Annotated in this window: 11 protein-coding genes; 5 read left to right on the top strand and 6 right to left on the bottom strand. The window is 40.4% G+C overall.

Going from position 1 to position 18,150, the window contains the following annotated elements; genetic code table 11:
* The gene (locus tag R3E32_28560; GenBank protein ID MEZ4888712.1) at positions 1-1,518 is read right to left on the bottom strand and encodes an MBOAT family O-acyltransferase; all 1,518 of its coding nucleotides are present in this window, start codon (positions 1,516-1,518) and stop codon (positions 1-3) included.
* 543 nt (positions 1,519-2,061) lie between these two features.
* Between R3E32_28560 and R3E32_28555 the strand changes: the two genes are divergently transcribed.
* The gene (locus tag R3E32_28555; protein ID MEZ4888711.1) at positions 2,062-2,865 is read left to right on the top strand and encodes a hypothetical protein; all 804 of its coding nucleotides are present in this window, start codon (positions 2,062-2,064) and stop codon (positions 2,863-2,865) included.
* A 115-nt stretch (positions 2,866-2,980) separates the two neighbouring features.
* Here R3E32_28555 and R3E32_28550 read toward each other — a convergent pair whose 3' ends face one another.
* Entirely contained in the window at positions 2,981-4,531 is a 1,551-nt protein-coding gene (locus R3E32_28550; GenBank protein ID MEZ4888710.1) for a hypothetical protein, read from the bottom strand.
* 78 nt (positions 4,532-4,609) lie between these two features.
* Positions 4,610-6,169: an AAA-like domain-containing protein gene (locus R3E32_28545; protein ID MEZ4888709.1), complete on the bottom strand. Its 1,560-nt coding sequence runs from the start codon at positions 6,167-6,169 to the stop codon at positions 4,610-4,612.
* 130 nt (positions 6,170-6,299) lie between these two features.
* Here R3E32_28545 and R3E32_28540 point away from each other — a divergent pair, with 130 nt between their 5' ends.
* From R3E32_28540 to R3E32_28525, 4 genes are all read left to right on the top strand, one after another.
* Positions 6,300-8,468, top strand: coding sequence for a hypothetical protein (locus R3E32_28540; protein ID MEZ4888708.1), 2,169 nt, complete (start codon positions 6,300-6,302; stop codon positions 8,466-8,468).
* A 24-nt stretch (positions 8,469-8,492) separates the two neighbouring features.
* Positions 8,493-8,810, top strand: a complete 318-nt coding sequence (locus tag R3E32_28535; protein MEZ4888707.1) for an element excision factor XisH family protein — start codon at positions 8,493-8,495, stop codon at positions 8,808-8,810.
* 101 nt (positions 8,811-8,911) lie between these two features.
* Positions 8,912-9,250, top strand: a complete 339-nt coding sequence (locus tag R3E32_28530; protein MEZ4888706.1) for a XisI protein — start codon at positions 8,912-8,914, stop codon at positions 9,248-9,250.
* Positions 9,251-9,438: 188 nt separating this feature from the next.
* Positions 9,439-9,903 carry a DUF1456 family protein gene (locus tag R3E32_28525; protein ID MEZ4888705.1) on the top strand — a complete coding sequence of 155 codons (465 nt, stop codon included), beginning with the start codon at positions 9,439-9,441 and terminating at the stop codon, positions 9,901-9,903.
* A gap of 60 nt (positions 9,904-9,963) precedes the next feature.
* On the opposite strand, the gene R3E32_28520 is transcribed toward R3E32_28525, so the two are convergent.
* From R3E32_28520 to R3E32_28510, 3 genes are all read right to left on the bottom strand, one after another.
* Positions 9,964-11,301: a DEAD/DEAH box helicase gene (locus tag R3E32_28520; protein MEZ4888704.1), complete on the bottom strand. Its 1,338-nt coding sequence runs from the start codon at positions 11,299-11,301 to the stop codon at positions 9,964-9,966.
* A gap of 90 nt (positions 11,302-11,391) precedes the next feature.
* Entirely contained in the window at positions 11,392-12,786 is a 1,395-nt protein-coding gene (locus R3E32_28515; GenBank protein ID MEZ4888703.1) for an aminopeptidase P family protein, read from the bottom strand.
* 168 nt (positions 12,787-12,954) lie between these two features.
* Positions 12,955-17,946 carry an SdrD B-like domain-containing protein gene (locus tag R3E32_28510; protein MEZ4888702.1) on the bottom strand — a complete coding sequence of 1,664 codons (4,992 nt, stop codon included), beginning with the start codon at positions 17,944-17,946 and terminating at the stop codon, positions 12,955-12,957.
* Positions 17,947-18,150 lie beyond the last annotated feature (204 nt).

The raw sequence follows: 18,150 nt of genomic DNA, 5'->3' as shown, positions 1-18,150 counted from the left end.
TCAAAAATTGAAGTAAATGAATACCTTTTCTTCAAAATTACCCATCAAAAAAATACTCCAAAGCAATACCGAATACAAACTCCAACGTACATATATTGGTTGAGAAGGCAGCCATGTATCAATAGGCTTCAATGCATCTGCTAATTCTGCCAATATCAGACCAAACAACAAGAGCAACAACGTACCTATTTGGGTAATGGAGAAAGGGATGAATTGGTGTAAAATATCGGTAAATGTTTGATAGGAAATAAATTGAAAGCTAAAAGCTGCAATGGATTGGAAGATGGTGAAAACTTGTTGCAGCAATTCGGGACTGCAAATTTGGCTGTAAATCCACCAACTTTCCTGCAAGTTGTTCGCCCGAAAAATACTCCAAGTCCAAAAGATAGCAAACTGAGTAGCTGCAATCGCCAAAATTTTCCTCAATAAGGGACGGTGTTTCAAATTGCTCCAATGATAGAACCTGTCAATACTTTCCCTCAAAAACATATAAGCCATGACCAGCCCACCATGTGCCATTCCCCAAACCACATACGTCCACGCTGCACCATGCCACAAGCCACTGATAGCAAAGGTAATGAATAGGTTATAATACCATCGCCATTTTACTACACGATTGCCGCCCAATGGAATGTAGAGATAATCTTGAAACCAAGTTGAAAGCGAAATGTGCCACCGTTTCCAAAACAGGGCAACAGAAGTGGCGAAAAAAGGTCGCCGAAAGTTGGTCATTAACTCAAAGCCCAATATCCTCGCTGCGCCAATGGCAATGTCTGAATAGCCCGAAAAATCACAATAAACCTGAAATGCGAAAAAAACATTGGCTAAAACCAATACAACAGGCTCATAGTCGGTAGGTTGTTGGTAAACTGCTGTGACAACTACCGCCAATCTATCTGCAATGACCACTTTTTTGAAGAAGCCCCAAGTCATCAGTAACAATCCGCTTTTTACTTGTTCATAATCGAAGACCACAACCTTCCGAAATTGAGGCAACAATCGCTCTGCTCTTTCGATAGGTCCTGCCACCAATTGTGGAAAAAAGGAAACAAATAAAGCAAAGATTCCCAAGTGTTTTTCGGCTTTCAAGCGGCTGTTATAGACATCAATGGAATAGGCCATGGTTTGAAATGTGTAAAACGAAATCCCCAGTGGTAGGAGCAAATCGAATACAGGTAAAGCGTATTGAAGCCCAAAAAAATCAGTGATTGCTTGAATACTTTCTCCGAAAAAACCAAAATATTTGAAGAAAAATAGAATGCCCAAATTGGAGCAAAGGCTGATGTAGAGGTAGGGTTTTCGATTTGTTTTTTCTTCTATCGTGCTCATTTTCAATCCGCACCAATAGTCTATCATGGTAGAAAACAACAACAAGCAGATATAAACAGGCTTCCATGCCATGTAAAAATAGTAGCTCGCCAACAACAAAAATATCCATCGAAAACGGTGGGCAAGCAGGTAGTAAATGCTTACTGCAATGGGAAAAAAGAGCAGAAATTGCAGGGAATTGAACAGCATAGAACAGTGATAGATTGATTAGTGACTGTTTCTTTGTTTTTTTGACATCATTTGTGATGGAAAGTTTTTGAAGTTTATTTTGTTGAAAGATTATTAACCTTCTGCAAAGGTAAACAATGAATGAAAACTAAATTCCTATGAATTTGGACGAAAGACATAAGTAGAAAGACAAAAGAAGTAATTTCTTTGCTGTCAATGATTTAAAACTTTTTGTCTTATGTCTTTAATCTTGCGTCCAAAGTCTAAAATGAATGAATCTAAAACAGAAACAGTATTGCGGTATTTTCTTCCTTCAATCCATAAAATTGAAGTAAAGTTAACAAGCATTTTGCAGTTTTAAAATCAAAATCGCATTCTGTTTAAGTATTTGACTAAGAGATTTTTACTAAATAAAAATATCCCATTAAACACTTAATTCACACCTTTTTTTGGTTTGCACCGCCTTCTTTCTTCCCTTATTTTTGTCATCGTCATTCAGCAACAACCGCGCTACAATGACGCTAAATTCAATTTATCTTTTTTACCTCAAAAAACATTAAAACCATGAGAATTTCTGTCATTATTTTAATCCTCTTCCTATTCACTTCTGAGTTTGTATCTGCCCAATCCTTAGTCGGTAAATGGACTGCACCTCCTGCTGAAGGTCAAGCTTTTGAGCAAATCATTTTAAACATGGCAAAGGACGGGCGTTATACCGTTTTGACACAATATGGCTACAATTTGGAGAACGAATACGATGTAGGAACTTACAGCCTAAATGGCAACACACTTAACTTTTTCAGCACGAGATATGGCAATGTAACCAAATATCAATTAGACTCTTTCAATGGCAATTCCTTCAATCTCAGTCATGACCAATTGGGTTTGACTTGGAATTATAGCCTTCGAGCTGCAGGAGAATTTGACCAATCAGAACTCACGACTTTGAAGGCTTGGGAAAATTACCGAGCAGTGGAAGGACAGTGGAAATTTCCTGATGGAATGGTCAAATTTTTGCCTGCCCATGGACTTGCCTTTATTCACTACAACAATCAATTGTATTTTGGTGAATACGGTTTTGACGGCGACCACTTGACCATCAAAGAGGTAAGCGCAGAGAAAAATACCATTTATTCGGGAAAAATTCACTCCATTACTGCCAAACAATATCAAATGGTCAGCGATGCAGACAATGAAAATACAGTTTATAACTTTGCAGGAAAACTGGAATTGACGGAAGATGAAATTACTTTGACGGGGCAATACCTAACGACCATGCACCGCCTCAATATGAGCATTATTGGCAGCATGGGAAATGATAGAATGGTGTGGAAAAAGGTGGATAGATATGGGAATTTGATTGATTGATAGCAACTTAAAAAAGACTTCGGAAGTTTTAGCTCAAAAAGGTTTGACTATTAGTAAAATAGGAGTTTTTTCTAAAAACCAAACTTCCGAAGTCTCATTTCACTTTCTTTATTCCTTAGTTGCGAACAGTTACCGATACTTTGCTTTTGTCTTTTGCAACGACTTCTAAGATACCCACCTTTTGCAGCTTACTTTCTATCCAATCCAAAAAATTGAAGGAATTAAATGCTTGACTTTCATACGGATCTTTGGTAAGCTCGCTTAATTCACGGTGTAAGTTTCGCAAAGATTTGTTCAAATCTTCTTGTGTCAATAAATCAGGAGTGCGTCGCAAAAATCGCAAAATGAATTCTTCAACTTTGTACAATTGTTTGTGTCGCAGCAGAAAACGGTAAGTATTGCGGATATTGTAGGCAACCATCAAATCGTTTTGAAGTTCAAAATGAAGGATAAGATAGACAATGCGAATGAAACAAGCCAAATCGGATTCTTCTTCAAATTCTTTGTCGTCCATCAAAATTTGAATTTCATCTAATGCGACTTCAAATTGGCCATTGTAAAAAAAAGTGAGAACAATCAAATATTGGTTGAGCCTAAGAATATTCTTTGAATGGTGGTATTTTTTAAAATTGGCTTGCAATTTTGGAACGATTTGCAAAGCCTTTTCATATTCCTTCCATGTGATGTAAGTAGATAACATAGAGGCTTCTAAGCCATAATACAAACCAGGATATTCCTTTTGCAGTTTTTTGATGTAGGGATGTTCACGAGCTTTGCGAAAAGTAGCAACGGTTTCTTCAAAGCCTTCTACGTCGTGCAAAGAAGGATAACAGTGCAATAAGGCATCTAAGGCCATCAAATACCCAATAGGTTCCATCTGAATGTGTTCGGGTTCTTCTTCAAATAGGGCAACCATTCGTTTGGCATACTGCAATGCCATTTTGTGATTATTTAGGCAAATATGGTATCTGCAATGTATTTCATTAAATTGGAAGCGGGTATTGAAGGTAAGTGCATTGCTTTCGTCTTTTAGTAGAGGGTCTTGTAGCAATTCTTCTAAGGGCAATAATTTATTCTCCTCTCTAAGTGCAGAGCCAATCTCCTGTTCTGCCTTCAGCCACTTTACATACAGCTCATTGTATGCCCTTGCTAATTCTATTCGGTCATGAGTCTGCTTCATTTCTTGGTAAATAACCGTTCGCTTTTCAAAATTTTCTTTGGTAAATGGGAGTAAAAACAATTCTGATTTCAGCAATTGTTGGTAGAGGAATGCTTTTTTCTCCTTCAATGCTATCTTTTTAGCGGCTTCCAGTTTTTTGTAGGCCTGTGCGTGCAAAGAGCGTTTGCGGAGGGCATTAATTTCTTTGATGGAGTCCATCAATTGAGATTCTATATCTTTGCTTTGGTCATAGTCAGTCAAACTGCTCAATATCAGTCCGTAGAGATAATTTTTTGCAGCCGAAAATTGTTTGGTAATCTTGTGTCCTCGAAATTTCTTCAACAATTTTTCTTCATCATATTCTTCTTGTTTGTCAATTGAATCAAAAAGCTGCCAATACACATTATCGCCATCTTTGTCTTGTTTGTAGCCATATTTTTTGATGTATGCCTTTTCGGTGCGACTGAGTGTTTGAATGAGGTCAAAAAGGTCGGTAGAGTATGCCATTGTTTTGTTAAATTGTTTTGAAAATTTTTACTCAAGGCAAATTAAACAGCTCGTTTACAATTAATTATTTGAATTTACCTAAATCCATACCGCAAAAATCTCTTTGCCCTTGTGAACAATCCGTTCTTGCCGCCAAGTTTTGGCAGTGCGGTATTCAAAAATCACCAAAAATCCCTTTGTTTCGTTCTGTCTATCCAAGTAATCGCTGAGTTGATTCAAGCCTTCTTCGTGCAGTTTGTCGCCATACCAACGCTTCAATTCAATGATGTATTTGCGTTCAAAGTAGGTCACCACAATGTCTAAGCGTTTCTCATCCGAAATTTGTGGTTCTTTGAAGTCGTGACCTTTGCCGTTGATGATGGGTTTCAAAAATGCCAAAAAAATCAGCCTCCATTCTCTTTCCAAAAACGATTGGTCTTGACCACTGTATTGTTCCTGCATAAACTGCTGAAATCGAAGCAAAATGCCTTCAATATTCAGGGTGTTGTCTTTGTTCACATAGGCAGTATGAAAATCGTATTGACGTATCCGAAAAGTGGTGGTTCGGGTTTTGGAAACCATGTAATTGTAAATAATCTGTTCGTAAATTCGGTTGTGAATTTGCAGCATCCTATCAGGCTTGAAGATGCCATGCAGTACGCCTAAGTGAATCGTTGGGTCGTGTTGATTGAAAGGGACATTTTCGCTTTCAATAATCACATTGAAGACCAAATCATACAAATCCGAATGTCGCTCCAAAGTCTTTATCAAACTGTCAAAATTGGTGTTGTTTTCTCTCAAAAGCAATTGAATGGCTTCTTCTACCTCCTCCAATGTCCAAACTTTCTCTGTTTTTGAAGGAAGAATATCTTCTGCAATGGTTTTACACAATTTACTCACCAAAAATGGATACCCCGATGTATGGTAATACAACCGCTCTGCAATTGCAGAAACATCCATTTCAACACCTTCTTCTTCAGCATATTCCACCAACATAGGTGCAATTTCTTTGGGATTGAAACTCATTTCTACTTTAAAATCAGTTGCAATATTCCACGGACTATTGTAGCGCACCTCATCCCCCAAGCGAATTTTGTACTTCAAAGTTTTCACATCATGCACACCTACAAGCACCACACTATGGAAAGTTGAACCGCCTCCATTGTAACGTTCCAAATATTTGGAGCGCAATACGCCCAAAAACTTGACAAAAATTTCATAGTTCCCGCTTTCGTCCACTTCGTCTATCAACAAGACCACTTTTTTGCCAATCGCATCCACCATTTCGGAAATCACACTTGAAAAAGACTCTAAATCCACTGTATTTTTCCACTTCACCTGCTCTAATACAATGTCTTGACGCTTCAATCTTTCTTGCAGTGTAGTCATCAAAAATTTGGTGTAATTTTGTTCAGATTCATAGTGAATATTGGACACTGCTTGAAAATTGGTATGGATGGTTAGATAATTTTCTGACTGTTTCAGTAGATTCACTATTTCGTACAGTGTAGTTGTTTTTCCATATTGACGAGGGCGGTTAATTGTGAAATATTCGCCGTATTCAATAAAGTTAATGACACCTTTTAATTTTTCCTTATTGTCCATCATATAGTGCATTGAAGAAACGCAAGTGCCAGTTATGTTGAATCTTTTTTTCATTTTCGATGTTATTTCCTACAAATATAAAGTATTTTGAGGGCAATAGAGGTAAGCCACAAACTTAAAAAATACTATCTTTAAGGCTGACTCAAGCGCAATACCTAAAAACAAAAAGAACCAAACATATTCTATGTTAACATTTGTCGTCAATCTTCACCCAGGAATCCCGAGCATGGCACTTGCCGAACCTTTGCTCTACCCTCTTCTGAAAGAAGGAAAAATGCACCTGATTTTTCCTTCAACTGATAAGATAGAACACCGTCTTGAAGATGCAAGCGGAAAAGTGCAGAAATATCTGGAGCGTTCTCCTTTTATCAAGTGGCAGGTGGTTTTTTTGGTGCAAATTGCAGCGGACATGAAAGATGTGTTTAGCGAAAGTCTATCGGCGCAGATGTTATTGATTCGCAAATTGTTCTTAGAGAGTGAAATACTGAGTTCTAAGCCCAGCAACAATTTCATGATTGCGATTGACGAAATCAACGAAGACGAAGCGATTCCTGCCGTCAATAAAAACAAAAACTACCGAGATGCTTGGGAATTGGACACCAAAGGTTTTATCCGAAATGACCGCAATTTCTTCATCAAAGAGGCAGATATCAAGGCCTTGGATAGTCTTTGGACTTCAAAAATCAACATGGACAGCAGTACCATCGTCAATTTGGGTTTTGAACGATTGCCCACTGAAGTGAAGCAAAATGTGAATCTTGCCATTGCAGACATCACCAAACGCATGGAGGAACTGCTCAATCCTGCTATTATCAATTACAAAAATTATGAAGTAAACAAAGGGATTCGGTACATAGATGAAAATCTGGTCAATGGCATCAAAGAGGAGTTTTTCAAACGGCTGCAAAACACCAAAAACGACCCCTCTCGCTACAATGCTTTTTCACCATCTGCAACACTTCGCACTGCAATTGCAGAAAAGCTGGGCATTTTTTCGGAAGACAACGAATATACCTTCAAATTAATTCGTTTTCCTTTCCAATATACACATGAAGATATTTTGCAGAGGTACTTAATGAAACTATCTATATTGCTTACCTTGATTGCAGAAAATGAACCCATTATCCGCAGCCTTCAACAAAAAAACTACGTAGCCAAAATAGACTTGGACGATGCCGAAGTACAGCAAGTCGTCTATAACTACATGCAACACCTTCACAACACTGAACAACAACTCGACAACCGACTCAAAAATACCCCTCCAGTTTCGCTTGCACTCTACAAAGACTTAGACTGTGCGTGTAACGAGACTTTGGACAAACCCAATGCCGAAAGTTTGGACTTTGGTTTTCTGCGTCGAAATGGAGATTTGCCACGATGGAACAACTGGAATACGGTATATGAAGGGCAGTTGGAGAACTATGTAGAACAAGCTCGTGGAAAGATGCAAATCTGCATTGACAAAACGAGTTTTGTGAACGAAAATCCTGCAAAAGCGGAAGATGTAAGTATTGATTTGAAAGTGAGTGAATTGGACAAAGAACAACACAAACTGCAATCGAAAGTAGAACACAATTTTCTTTCTCAAACCTATGCCTTCAATTGGAAAGACTACCAAAAAGAGCAGGAAAAAATATTGAAACCCAAGCTATTTAGCCGCCCCAATACCAACGAAATTTCGATGCTTTTGGCAGCAGCTACCGTCATTTTTGCTATTCCTTTTGTGTTCTTCAAAACGGCGGATGGCGAAATGATATTGAACATGGACATCGGAACGGAGTTCGTCTATTTTTTGGCGGTATTGTTGGTGATGGGTATGGTAATTTTTGCAGCCCATGTCATGGCTAAAAATAACTATTTGAAAGAGTTGGAGAAGGTTGTGAAACAGGTGTTGGCAAAAGCACAGGAATTGAGAATGACCATCAACGATGAATTTGAACGCCAAAAAGACTATCTCAAATCACTCTGTCACCTCAGCACCGTCCGCAAAAACTACGAAATCGCAAGGGAAGCCCAAATCCACAAAAACAATAACAATGTGATGCTCGACTATCACCGCCGCAAACTGGAAGACCACAAAAATACGGCCCGAAAAATCATGCGTATCTTCAAAGCCAACGAACAAAATCTCAACAACAATTACAACGACAAACTGGCTCCTCTCGATGTCGAAAAACCGCCTTATGCCAATGACATCTATGCTATCAATACCTTTATCAATCCGCCAAGTATGGATGATAGAGAGGTGGGTAAGATTGAAAATATCAAATATGCCATCGAAAACGATATCGAACATTTGGTGACATTGATTAGCTTTGACAAGGATAGGATTTATGAGAAAGGGGAGGTTTAGTATTGAAGAAAAAATAAACAATCAATGTCCAAAAGAGATAAATATCATACCAACATTAGGGAAGCCTTAGAAGATGATGATTGGGAAATAACTGACGACCCGTATATTTTGAGAGTTACGGATGAACAAAACAAAGCCAAAAGTTTCTTTGTTGACTTAGGGGCTGAAAAGCTAATTGCTGCGAAAAAGGATGAATCAAAAATAGCGGTTGAAATCAAAACTTTCGAAGGTTCAAGTTTAATCAACGATTACCATAGAGCTTTGGGGCAATATATGGATTACTTAGCAGGGTTGGAATTACAGGAACCAGATAGAGAACTCTATTTAGCTGTTTCCAATTAAGCATATAAAGATTTAATGGAAAATCCGCTATCCAAACTATCCTTAAAAAAATACGAAATACGTATAATAGTTGTAGATATTACAACCAATAAAATAGTCAAATGGATAGAATAACTTTTTTCCAAAATACAATTATTCGCCTCTTAAATGAGAATGCTGATTATTACAAAGGGACGACCAATCCTTTGAATGTATGGGTTCTTAAAGATTTGAAGGGCAATCATTTTCAATTGTTAATGCAAGGTTGGCACAAAGACCAGTATGTTTTCCAATGTTTGCTGCATTTGGACATCATCAACCATAAAATCTGGATACAATGGAATGATACAGATTTGTCCATTGAAGAAGAACTAGTTAGGGAAGGTGTTCAACCAAATGAAATTGTGTTGGGTTTAAAACATCCTTCATTCAGGAAACACACGGATTTTGCCATTGCATAAGTTAATCAAAAGCAAAATAGTAATTTGTCCATGTCATTCCAATGGAATCTTGTTTGTTGCTTACAAAAAATAGAACTACAGACATAAGTTGCTCAAAGAAAACAATTTATTTTAAAATTGTCGAAACTAAAAACAAGATGCCAAGGCATGACAAAAATGAGAATGCCCATCTACGAATCACAATATATATGACCAACAACGATATCTTCCGCCGCCTCCGCTATATTTTCGACTTCAATGACTCCCAAATGATTGAGTTGTTTCGCCTTGCAGAGTACGAAACCACACGAGCCGAAGTCAGCGATTGGCTGAAAAAAGAAGACGATGAAGCATTCCAAGAATTGAGTGATGAAAATTTAGCAGTTTTCTTGAATGGTTTGATCAACGATAAACGGGGCAAGCGGGAAGGCCCTCAGCCCAAACCCGAAACATTTTTGGACAACAACATGATTTTGAGGAAACTAAAAATCGCCTTGAACCTGCGGGATGAAGATATGTTGAAGGTTTTTGCATTGGCAGATGTAAAGGTGAGCAAACACGAATTGAGTGCCTTTTTCCGCAAACCAAACCAAAGTCAGTACCGTATTTGCAAAGACCAATATTTGCGAAATTTTTTGAAGGGTATGCAGGTGAAGTATCGGAAGGATGTGTGAGTAAATGCAATGATTTTTTGACCACTAATACCTGTTAACCAATAACTAATCCACCAATCACTACTTTCTCTTCTTAGGCTTCTGCCCCCTTGTTTGCGGTTTTCCATACTTCAAGTGCATTTTTTCTGCCCGCCGCACCTTGTTGTTTACCTTTTTGTTTTTGTCCTTTTTTTCGTGAAAAGCTCCCCTCGGTTTTGCTGTTTTGATTTTTCGGTTGTCAAAAGGAACAATCTCAATCGGTTTTTCGAGGTCAATCAACTCATCTGAAAGCACCAAATCATCAGGCGCAGCAAGCACAGGCACTTTCAAATCCATCAAAACTTCAATCTGTTCCTTGTAGCTTTGTTCTTCCTCCGAAACAAAAGAAATCGCTTCTCCTCTGTTCTCTGCTCGACCCGTCCGACCAATGCGGTGAATGTACTTTTCAGCAACATCGGGCAGGTCAAAATTGATGATGTGTGTGACCTCCGAAACATCCAAACCTCTGGCAATGATGTCCGTAGCAATCAAAAACCGATATGTTCCATCATCAAATTTATGGACGGTATCAAAGCGGTTGTTTTGGGATTTGGAGGAGTGAATCAAACCCATGACCTCCTCAAAACTCGGCAATAATCGCTCATACAGTGCATCCGCCATTTTTTTGGTACTCACAAACACGAGCAACTTGGTCATTTCGGGTTTATCTCTCAGCAAAATCTCCAGTAAATTTGCCTTAGAATTGAAGTTCGGTACTTCGTAGGCGTACTGCTCAATGTTTTCGAGTGGCGCACCAGAAGGAGCGGCCTCTATTTTCTCAAAAAGGATGGTAAACTCCTTGATAACCTCCTCGACCTCCTCCGTCATTGTTGCCGAAAACATCAAATTTTGCCTTTTACTGGGCAGAAAATCAAGAATGTTTCGCAATTGTGTTCTAAATCCCAAATTCAACATTTCGTCCACTTCGTCAATAATCAAACGGTTGATTTTCTTGGTCTTCAATACACCATCCAACATCAAATCCACCAATCTTCCAGGTGTTCCAACCACTACGTCTGCCCCACCTCCAACGCTTTCTTTTTGTGTGCGGATGTTGGTGCCTCCATACACGCCCACTGCTTTCACATTCATATAAGCGGTGAGTTTTTCTATTTCTGCCACTACTTGCGCCACCAATTCTCTGGTCGGCACAATGATGAGGATTTGGGGGGCAGGAGAATTGGAGAATTTCCACAGCTTCAAAGTGGGTAATAAATAAGCAAATGTTTTGCCCGTACCCGTTTGAGCTATGCCTACCACATCTTTTCCCGCCATAATCGGAGAAAATGCTTTTTCTTGAATAGCAGTGGGTTCAGTAATGCCGAGGTCTTCTAAAGCAGAATATAAGGGGCGGTTGAGGTTTAGGTCGTGAAAGGTCATGGTGATTAATGATTAGTTGATTGATTATTATTGGATTAGAACTATTTGAAGTGAGAGTTTTATTTTGCCTTATCACCAGTCACCAGCTTACTAATCACTATTCCTCAAAGCTTCAATTTCTTCAATGGTTTTAGGAATCGGTTTGCCCAAGACCTTTCTACCAGTGGCAGTCACCAAAACATTGTCTTCAATGCGAATTCCGCCAAAATTACGGTAATTTTCCAAAGCAGCATAATGGATGTAGTCTGCGTGTCTGCCCTCTTTTTGCCATTGGTCTATCAATTCAGGAATGAAATAAATCCCAGGTTCTACGGTGATGACATGACCCTGTTGCAGCTTTTTGCCAAATCGAAGCGAGCTGTAACCAAATTTTGTACTTCTTTGAACTGTATCATCATAACCCACCAAATTTTCACCCAAATCCTCCATATCATGTACATCCAAACCAATCGCATGACCCAATCCATGTGGCATAAACAAAGCCACTGCTCCCGCTTCAACAGCTTCGTCCACATTTCCCTTCATCAGCCCCAAAGCCTTTAATCCTTCTGCAATGACCTCCATCGCCAATAGGTGAATTTCTTTGAAAGAAATGCGGGGGCGAATCGCTTCAATAGCAGCCATTTGGGCATCCAAAACGATTTGGTAAATTGCTTTTTGTTGGTCAGTAAAATGTGTGTCAACGGGAAAAGTTCGGGTGATGTCACTCGCATAACTCGACTCCAATTCTACTCCAAAATCGCCCAAAACCAACTGTCCTTTTTCGAGTTTATTGCCGTGATAATGATTGTGCAAGGTTTGCCCATTGACGGTCAAAATAATAGGGTATGCCATTTGACCGCCTTCTCGAAGGGCAATTCCCTGAATCGCTCCAACGATTTCACGCTCCAAAACGCCTGCCTGTGTAACTTCCATAACGGTCGTATGCAAATCTGCAGTGACGTTCAAAGCTTTTTCTATTTCCGCAATTTCCTCCTCGCTTTTGACCAAACGCTGGTTAACAACCGCTTCAATCAGAGGAATTGATTTTTTATCTGTAATTTCTTTCACAGGAATTTGCAGCCATTCGTGCAGCTTCAAGGTGTTTTTGGCTCGGTATGGGGGAAGGTAGTGAATAGCTCGTCCGCCGCCTGATTGTGCTTTTTGCAGTACTTCTACAATTTGATTTCGAGGAGCAACATAATTTACTCCCACTTTTGCAGCCGTTTCTTTGAGTGAAGGTTGATTGCCCATCCACACAATATCATCCACCGTCATTTCATCTCCAAACAAAGTTGCAGTTCCTCCGTCAATATCTATCATACCAACCAATCCAGCCTTGTTGATGCCGAAATAATACAGAAAAGTGCTGTCTTGCCGAAAGTGGTAGGTATTGTCGGTATAGTTCATTCCTGCTTCTTCATTTCCAAGCAGTACAATAATTCCTGATTCTATTTGTTCGGCAAGTTTTTGTCGTCTTTCGATATAGGTGTTTGTGGAGAACATAGCTTTTATTGAAGGTTATTTGATTTTTGCAAGTAAGGGATATTTCTTCAAAAAAGCAAAGGTTTTGATGGGTTTATAGAAAACATTCGAGGTTGTGTCAAAACAAAAACAACCGTTAGATTTCAAAAATCTAACAGTTGTTGGCTGCATCAAATCAAAGTTTATTCACTAATTCCTCGTTATTGTTACTCTTCCACATTTACTTGGCGGACAGCAATAACTCACTGTTACAGTGAAAGTTGCCACATCTTGATTACATTCTACAGGTGCGTCCAAAGTCGTAACGGTATAGGTGAAGGTATAAATGCCTTCTGACACGCCATCTGCATCAAAAACGGCTGTTGAAGTATTGAAGCTACCCGAGGGTGTGCCTGTTGTTTCCGCCCATGTTCCACCTGCGTCTGCGCCCAAAAGTGCGGTGTTCAAATCTATGGTGGTAGAATTGCTACTTAGATTGTTGCAAAGAGTCAAAGTAGCATCGTCGTCTCCTGCATTGGGTGATTCGTAAACGGTGATGGAGCGAATGGCCATCGGCAAACAATGTGGGTCGAGAATGTTGGCATTGCCGCTCCCCAAAATCGCATAGACGTAATACGTTCCTGCGCTGTTGGGAATGGTGAAAGCTTGAGTGGTGGAAGTTGCGTCTAAAGCAGGGGAAATAGGGGCTGCAATCAAAGTTGCTCCGCCATTGCCTGCGCTGTATAAATCGGCTGCTGTAAGGGTGGAAGTGCTGTAATAGAGTGCCAAATCACCAGGGTTTGCATCATGTTGAATCGTAATGTTTACATCATTAGTTCCCAGACATACATCGGTTGGTGTGCTGGTTAGGGCGGTGATTTCGGGGCAGACAAAGGCGTAAAATCCGAAGTCAACGGTTTTGTTGGTTTTTGGGTTGTTGTCGCCATCTGCATTGGCATCAGAACCCGTATCATCTGTCAAGGAAATCGCTTTGCTGGCAATACTGTTGTTTATGGAATATCCATTGTCGTCGTGGTCGGTATCAGGGTTGGGGTCAGGGGCTGTATTGTCGCCTAAATCGTTGCCTGTACTGCTGATTAAACCGTCCAAGTCTTCATTTGCAGCAAAATTACTGGCATCTATTTCGACAATGTAATCCCCAGCAGGGAGGTTTTCAAAACAGTAATAACCCTGTATTCCTCCGTTTGTGACAGTCGTAGTTGTGGCATAAAATACATCTCCACCACTGAAATCACCGCTTCCATCCGAATCCACATAGAGATTGACTTTCACGCCATTGATGCCTTGTTCTCCGTCCAAATAATCATAGACTCCATCGTTGTCCGTGTCTTCCCAAACTCTATTTCCCAATGCCAAATCACTGGAAGGCACGACAATTCCTGCATCCCAAGCATCATCATATACACCGCTGCTGACATCTATTACGCTTGTTCGGGCAATCAATGGGTCGCCTGTCACTACAGCATCCGAGTCATTGGTATCGCTTCCACCTGCACCTTGCTCTGGTGTGGTAAATGCAGGGTCAGTCAATCCACCACCATAACTTTGGAGTACAAATTCTACGAAATAATTGGTGTTGGGGTCTAAACCGTCGAAAACATAATAGCCTGGATTTCCATTCAAATCATTGGCGGTGTAAACAGTATCGATTGCAGTGACTCCACCTTCTTCGTAGAGCCTCACTTCAATGCCATTGATGCCCAAATTGGCGGATTCGTCTTGCAGTCCATTGCCGTTTTCATCGTTCCAAACATAATTTCCCAAAGCTGCTACGGGTGGCGTGTCTTGGTACAAACCCAAATCCCATGAACGGTCGTCTTCTGTTATGTCAATATGTGTAATCGGTGTAATCGCTACTTGAAATGCGCCAATTGTAGCGGCTTGTCCGTCAGAGTCCAAATCGGTACTATAACCAGCTTCACTTGTGTTTTGAAAGGGCGATAAATTGTAAGTAGGCGGCAATTGAAAAACGGCATAATAATCATCTGCATCCAAGGTTGGAAAGAGGTAAAAACCACCATTTGCAGTAAGAGTAAAACTCACCAACTCATCGTCTGCAATGTCTGCAATGCCATCTCCATTGTCTTGATACAATTCTACTCGCACATTGTCCACACCTACTTCTCCTCCATCTTGCAGTCCATTGGCATTGACATCCAACCAAACAAAATTACCATAAGCTCCTGGCTGAACGGGTTCGATTTGTATGCCTACTTTGATGGGTTCGGCAGGCAATAAGGTGACATCGTTGTCAGTTCGAGTGGCAATGTAACCGAATGAATTCCATGCAATTTCGCCTTGGTCGGGTGCATTGGCGGGCGCACGCATGGGCCACTCCAACATCAATTCGTCTCCAGGATTGATAACCGTGCTGCCAAAGTCAAACTTCAAGGCTTGCACATCGGTTACATTTTGCGGCAAGGCAGTAGTCCAGTTGGGTGGGTTGCAACTTGCAGGCACACCTGGAGTCAGTTCATCTCTACAAGGATTTCCTTCTGTGCTGTAATAGACCGTCACACCACTTGGGGCCTCTACTGCTCCCACCAAATTGGGTCGCCATTCGGAAAGCCTGTCGGACAAATCTATCACGCCTTTGTCGCCTATAAAGGGCAGAATGTCAATCACTATTACATCGGTCATCGGAACGGTTCCAACATTGCGGACAAACAATTGGTAGTCTGCAAGTCCTCCTGGAGTTGTCACTCCATTGTCGGGAAATTTGGACCAGTCATCATCCAATTCTCCTTTGACCAATTTTTCGGACTCCAAAGCGGCAAGACTTGGAATGGTAATAACGGCATCGTTGCTATCATAACAAAATATTTCTGTTGTATCTCCATCATCGTCCAAATCGTAAATATCTAGCTCGTCGTCTTCGTCGCAATTATAGGTGTTTTCGCTTGTCATGTGCAAACGGTTGATGATTTCTCCTGCTATTACGCTTTTGGCAATCACTACATCAAATTCTATATAGACATCATCTCCTATCTGAAAATCAGAAGCTGCAGTTCCTGTCCAATCCCATCGAAGCAAAGTTCTTCCCGTTCCTTTGTAGTTGGTTTCCAAATAGAAGTTGGGGATAGCTGCATCTGCATCATTGTCTGTGATTGTCCAACTTCCCACCAGGTACTCCAATTCTTCGGGCAGTAAGTCCATTACAGTAGGATTCACCATTATTCCTGTTGAACCGTCATTGTTTTCTATTTCTATTTCAAAAGTGACGGTATCGCCTGGATAATAGAACGTTTGTTCATCTACAATCAATTTGGCAGGGTCTAAATCGGGTTTGGGGAGAGCAACAGTAGTAGAGGCACATTGACGTTCAGTATAAACTATCCCGTTGTTTTCGCCCGACAAAAACACGCAGTTTTCTATTTCATCTCCCACATTCACTGGGTCTCCATTGTGGTCTGTCGCCAAAAGTGTTCCTGTCACTCTTGGGCGGTTGCCATCTGAATCAAAACCCACAGGCACATTTCCAAAATCCCACTGTACCATAGTCACATAATCACCCGAAGCCAAGCCCAAAGCACTAACAGATAGTTGTGCATCTTCGTCTCCTAAGAATGGACTGCCAGGCCAATCAATCCATGCGCCATTGTTGAGGTTGGTTTGATAACGGACATAAACATTTGTGAAAGGCGCATTCGTCCAACCACCAGATTCTGTTTTTGTGAGCAACATTGCAGCAGGAATAGTATCTGTCATTACAAAGTTGGCAAAGGGTGTTCCTCCTGCATTAGCAGGGTGTACGTAATAATTGAAAGCCTGCCCAATCACTCTTTCAGCATTTGCAGCCCCTTTTTCCAGCCATAATTCGGCTGCACTTGAGGTGCCAATCGTAACCGTTGTTTCATCAGATTCTTGTGTTGGAGTACCATTGTAATCATAATCCACATAGGCTGTATTGGTGAAAGTATCTTCAGGATTGACCGCATTCCCACCATGATCGGGATTAATAATTTCCCCAATAAGCCCCAAATCATTCCAAGAATCAAAACCTGCAGGCATGTAATCAAACTCCCATTGTACCATGGTCACATAGTCGTTTACTACTAATCCCAAATCGCTTACCTTCAATGTTTGTTGACTTTGCCCTGTAAAGGGGCCTCCTACCCAATCTATCCATGTGCCATTGTTTTGGTCGGTTTGGTAGCGAATTGTAATATTTAATGTATCATAAGCTCCTGTTTTAACAGCCAATAAATTTATGGGGTCGGGTAGTGTATCTGTAACTATAAAGTTACTCACGTCAAAATCACCAGGATTTTCGGCTTTAATGACATATTCTATATATTCTCCCACCAAACGAGTCGAGCTGCCTTCTACTCTTTTGTCAAATTCTATCAAGACCACAGGGTCTGCAAGGGTGTGGTTCAAGGTAAAGCTATCCAAAGGACCATTCGCTTCTCCTATACATGTACCAGAAAGTGAAGCAACATTCGCTACGCTCTGCCCATCAGAAAAAGTTCCCGATGGAAAATTAACCGTAACGGTTCGTGTATAGCAATCATTGTAGCTTAATGCTCCCAAATTCCAAGTGACTTCCCCTCCACTTTCAGTACCTCCATCACTGGCAGATACAAAAGTAGCTCCTGTAGGCAAATTGTCTATCAAACTGGAACTACTCAGGTTCAAACTGCCATTGCCGCCTTCTTGACAAACTTCAATGACATAGGTGACATTTTCTCCAATAACAGGCGTTCCTCCACCTTGTATGATTTTGGAAACTGTCCAATCACAATTAGCTGTTGAAGTCGTGGTAACGGGGTCGCTCGTAATCGGAGCTACATTGTCGTCGTCAATCGTTGCCGTATTGACAGCTTGTGTGCCATCGGGAGTCGTTCCATTTGGAAAACGAACAGTAATGAGCAATTCACCCGTTGAACCTGCATTGACCACACTTTGGAAGGTAAAAGTCACCAATCCGTTGTTTTCATTAACAGCCGTTGTATGTATCGAACCAAATGCTGATACAAATTCAACTTCTGGTGGCAATTGGTCTGTCACCACCATGTTGTCACATTGTCCTGTAATACTTGAGCAGGAATATTGAAGAGTATAGGTAAACGTTTCGCCTGAAGCGGCGGTGAGTTTGTCACAAGTCTTTGTGATACTCATCTGGGCATACGAAAAGAGAGAAAGGCATAGTAATGCCCAGAAAAGTAGTACTTTTTTCATGGGGGGATATTTCAAGATAGAACGTTGTTAAAGAAAAGATGGATTTTATACTGTTTAGTTTTTTTAAAACGTCAGAAAATGTAGTTTAAAAATGTTAATGTGATGTTCATAATCAAATATTATACCAGATATTAATTTTTTCTAATAACAAAATACTTGACGAAAAAGAAACGAAATCCAACACATAATTCCCAAAAAACATCT

It is taken from the genome of Chitinophagales bacterium (assembly GCA_041392475.1).
GTDB lineage: Bacteria > Bacteroidota > Bacteroidia > Chitinophagales > UBA2359 > JAUHXA01.
The sequence above is the reverse complement of the archived record's forward strand: the minus strand, read 5'-3'. Positions and strand labels throughout refer to the sequence as shown.

Excerpts from the sequence above, each read along its gene's own strand:
- R3E32_28560 (MEZ4888712.1), bottom strand. The coding sequence starts at position 1,518 with ATGCTGTTCAATTCCCTGCAATTTCTGCTCTTTTTTCCCATTGCAGTA.
- R3E32_28555 (MEZ4888711.1), top strand. The coding sequence starts at position 2,062 with ATGAGAATTTCTGTCATTATTTTAATCCTCTTCCTATTCACTTCTGAG.
- R3E32_28550 (MEZ4888710.1), bottom strand. The coding sequence starts at position 4,531 with ATGGCATACTCTACCGACCTTTTTGACCTCATTCAAACACTCAGTCGC.
- R3E32_28545 (MEZ4888709.1), bottom strand. The coding sequence starts at position 6,169 with ATGAAAAAAAGATTCAACATAACTGGCACTTGCGTTTCTTCAATGCAC.
- R3E32_28540 (MEZ4888708.1), top strand. The coding sequence starts at position 6,300 with ATGTTAACATTTGTCGTCAATCTTCACCCAGGAATCCCGAGCATGGCA.
- R3E32_28535 (MEZ4888707.1), top strand. The coding sequence starts at position 8,493 with ATGTCCAAAAGAGATAAATATCATACCAACATTAGGGAAGCCTTAGAA.
- R3E32_28530 (MEZ4888706.1), top strand. The coding sequence starts at position 8,912 with ATGGATAGAATAACTTTTTTCCAAAATACAATTATTCGCCTCTTAAAT.
- R3E32_28525 (MEZ4888705.1), top strand. The coding sequence starts at position 9,439 with ATGACCAACAACGATATCTTCCGCCGCCTCCGCTATATTTTCGACTTC.
- R3E32_28520 (MEZ4888704.1), bottom strand. The coding sequence starts at position 11,301 with ATGACCTTTCACGACCTAAACCTCAACCGCCCCTTATATTCTGCTTTA.
- R3E32_28515 (MEZ4888703.1), bottom strand. The coding sequence starts at position 12,786 with ATGTTCTCCACAAACACCTATATCGAAAGACGACAAAAACTTGCCGAA.
- R3E32_28510 (MEZ4888702.1), bottom strand. The coding sequence starts at position 17,946 with ATGAAAAAAGTACTACTTTTCTGGGCATTACTATGCCTTTCTCTCTTT.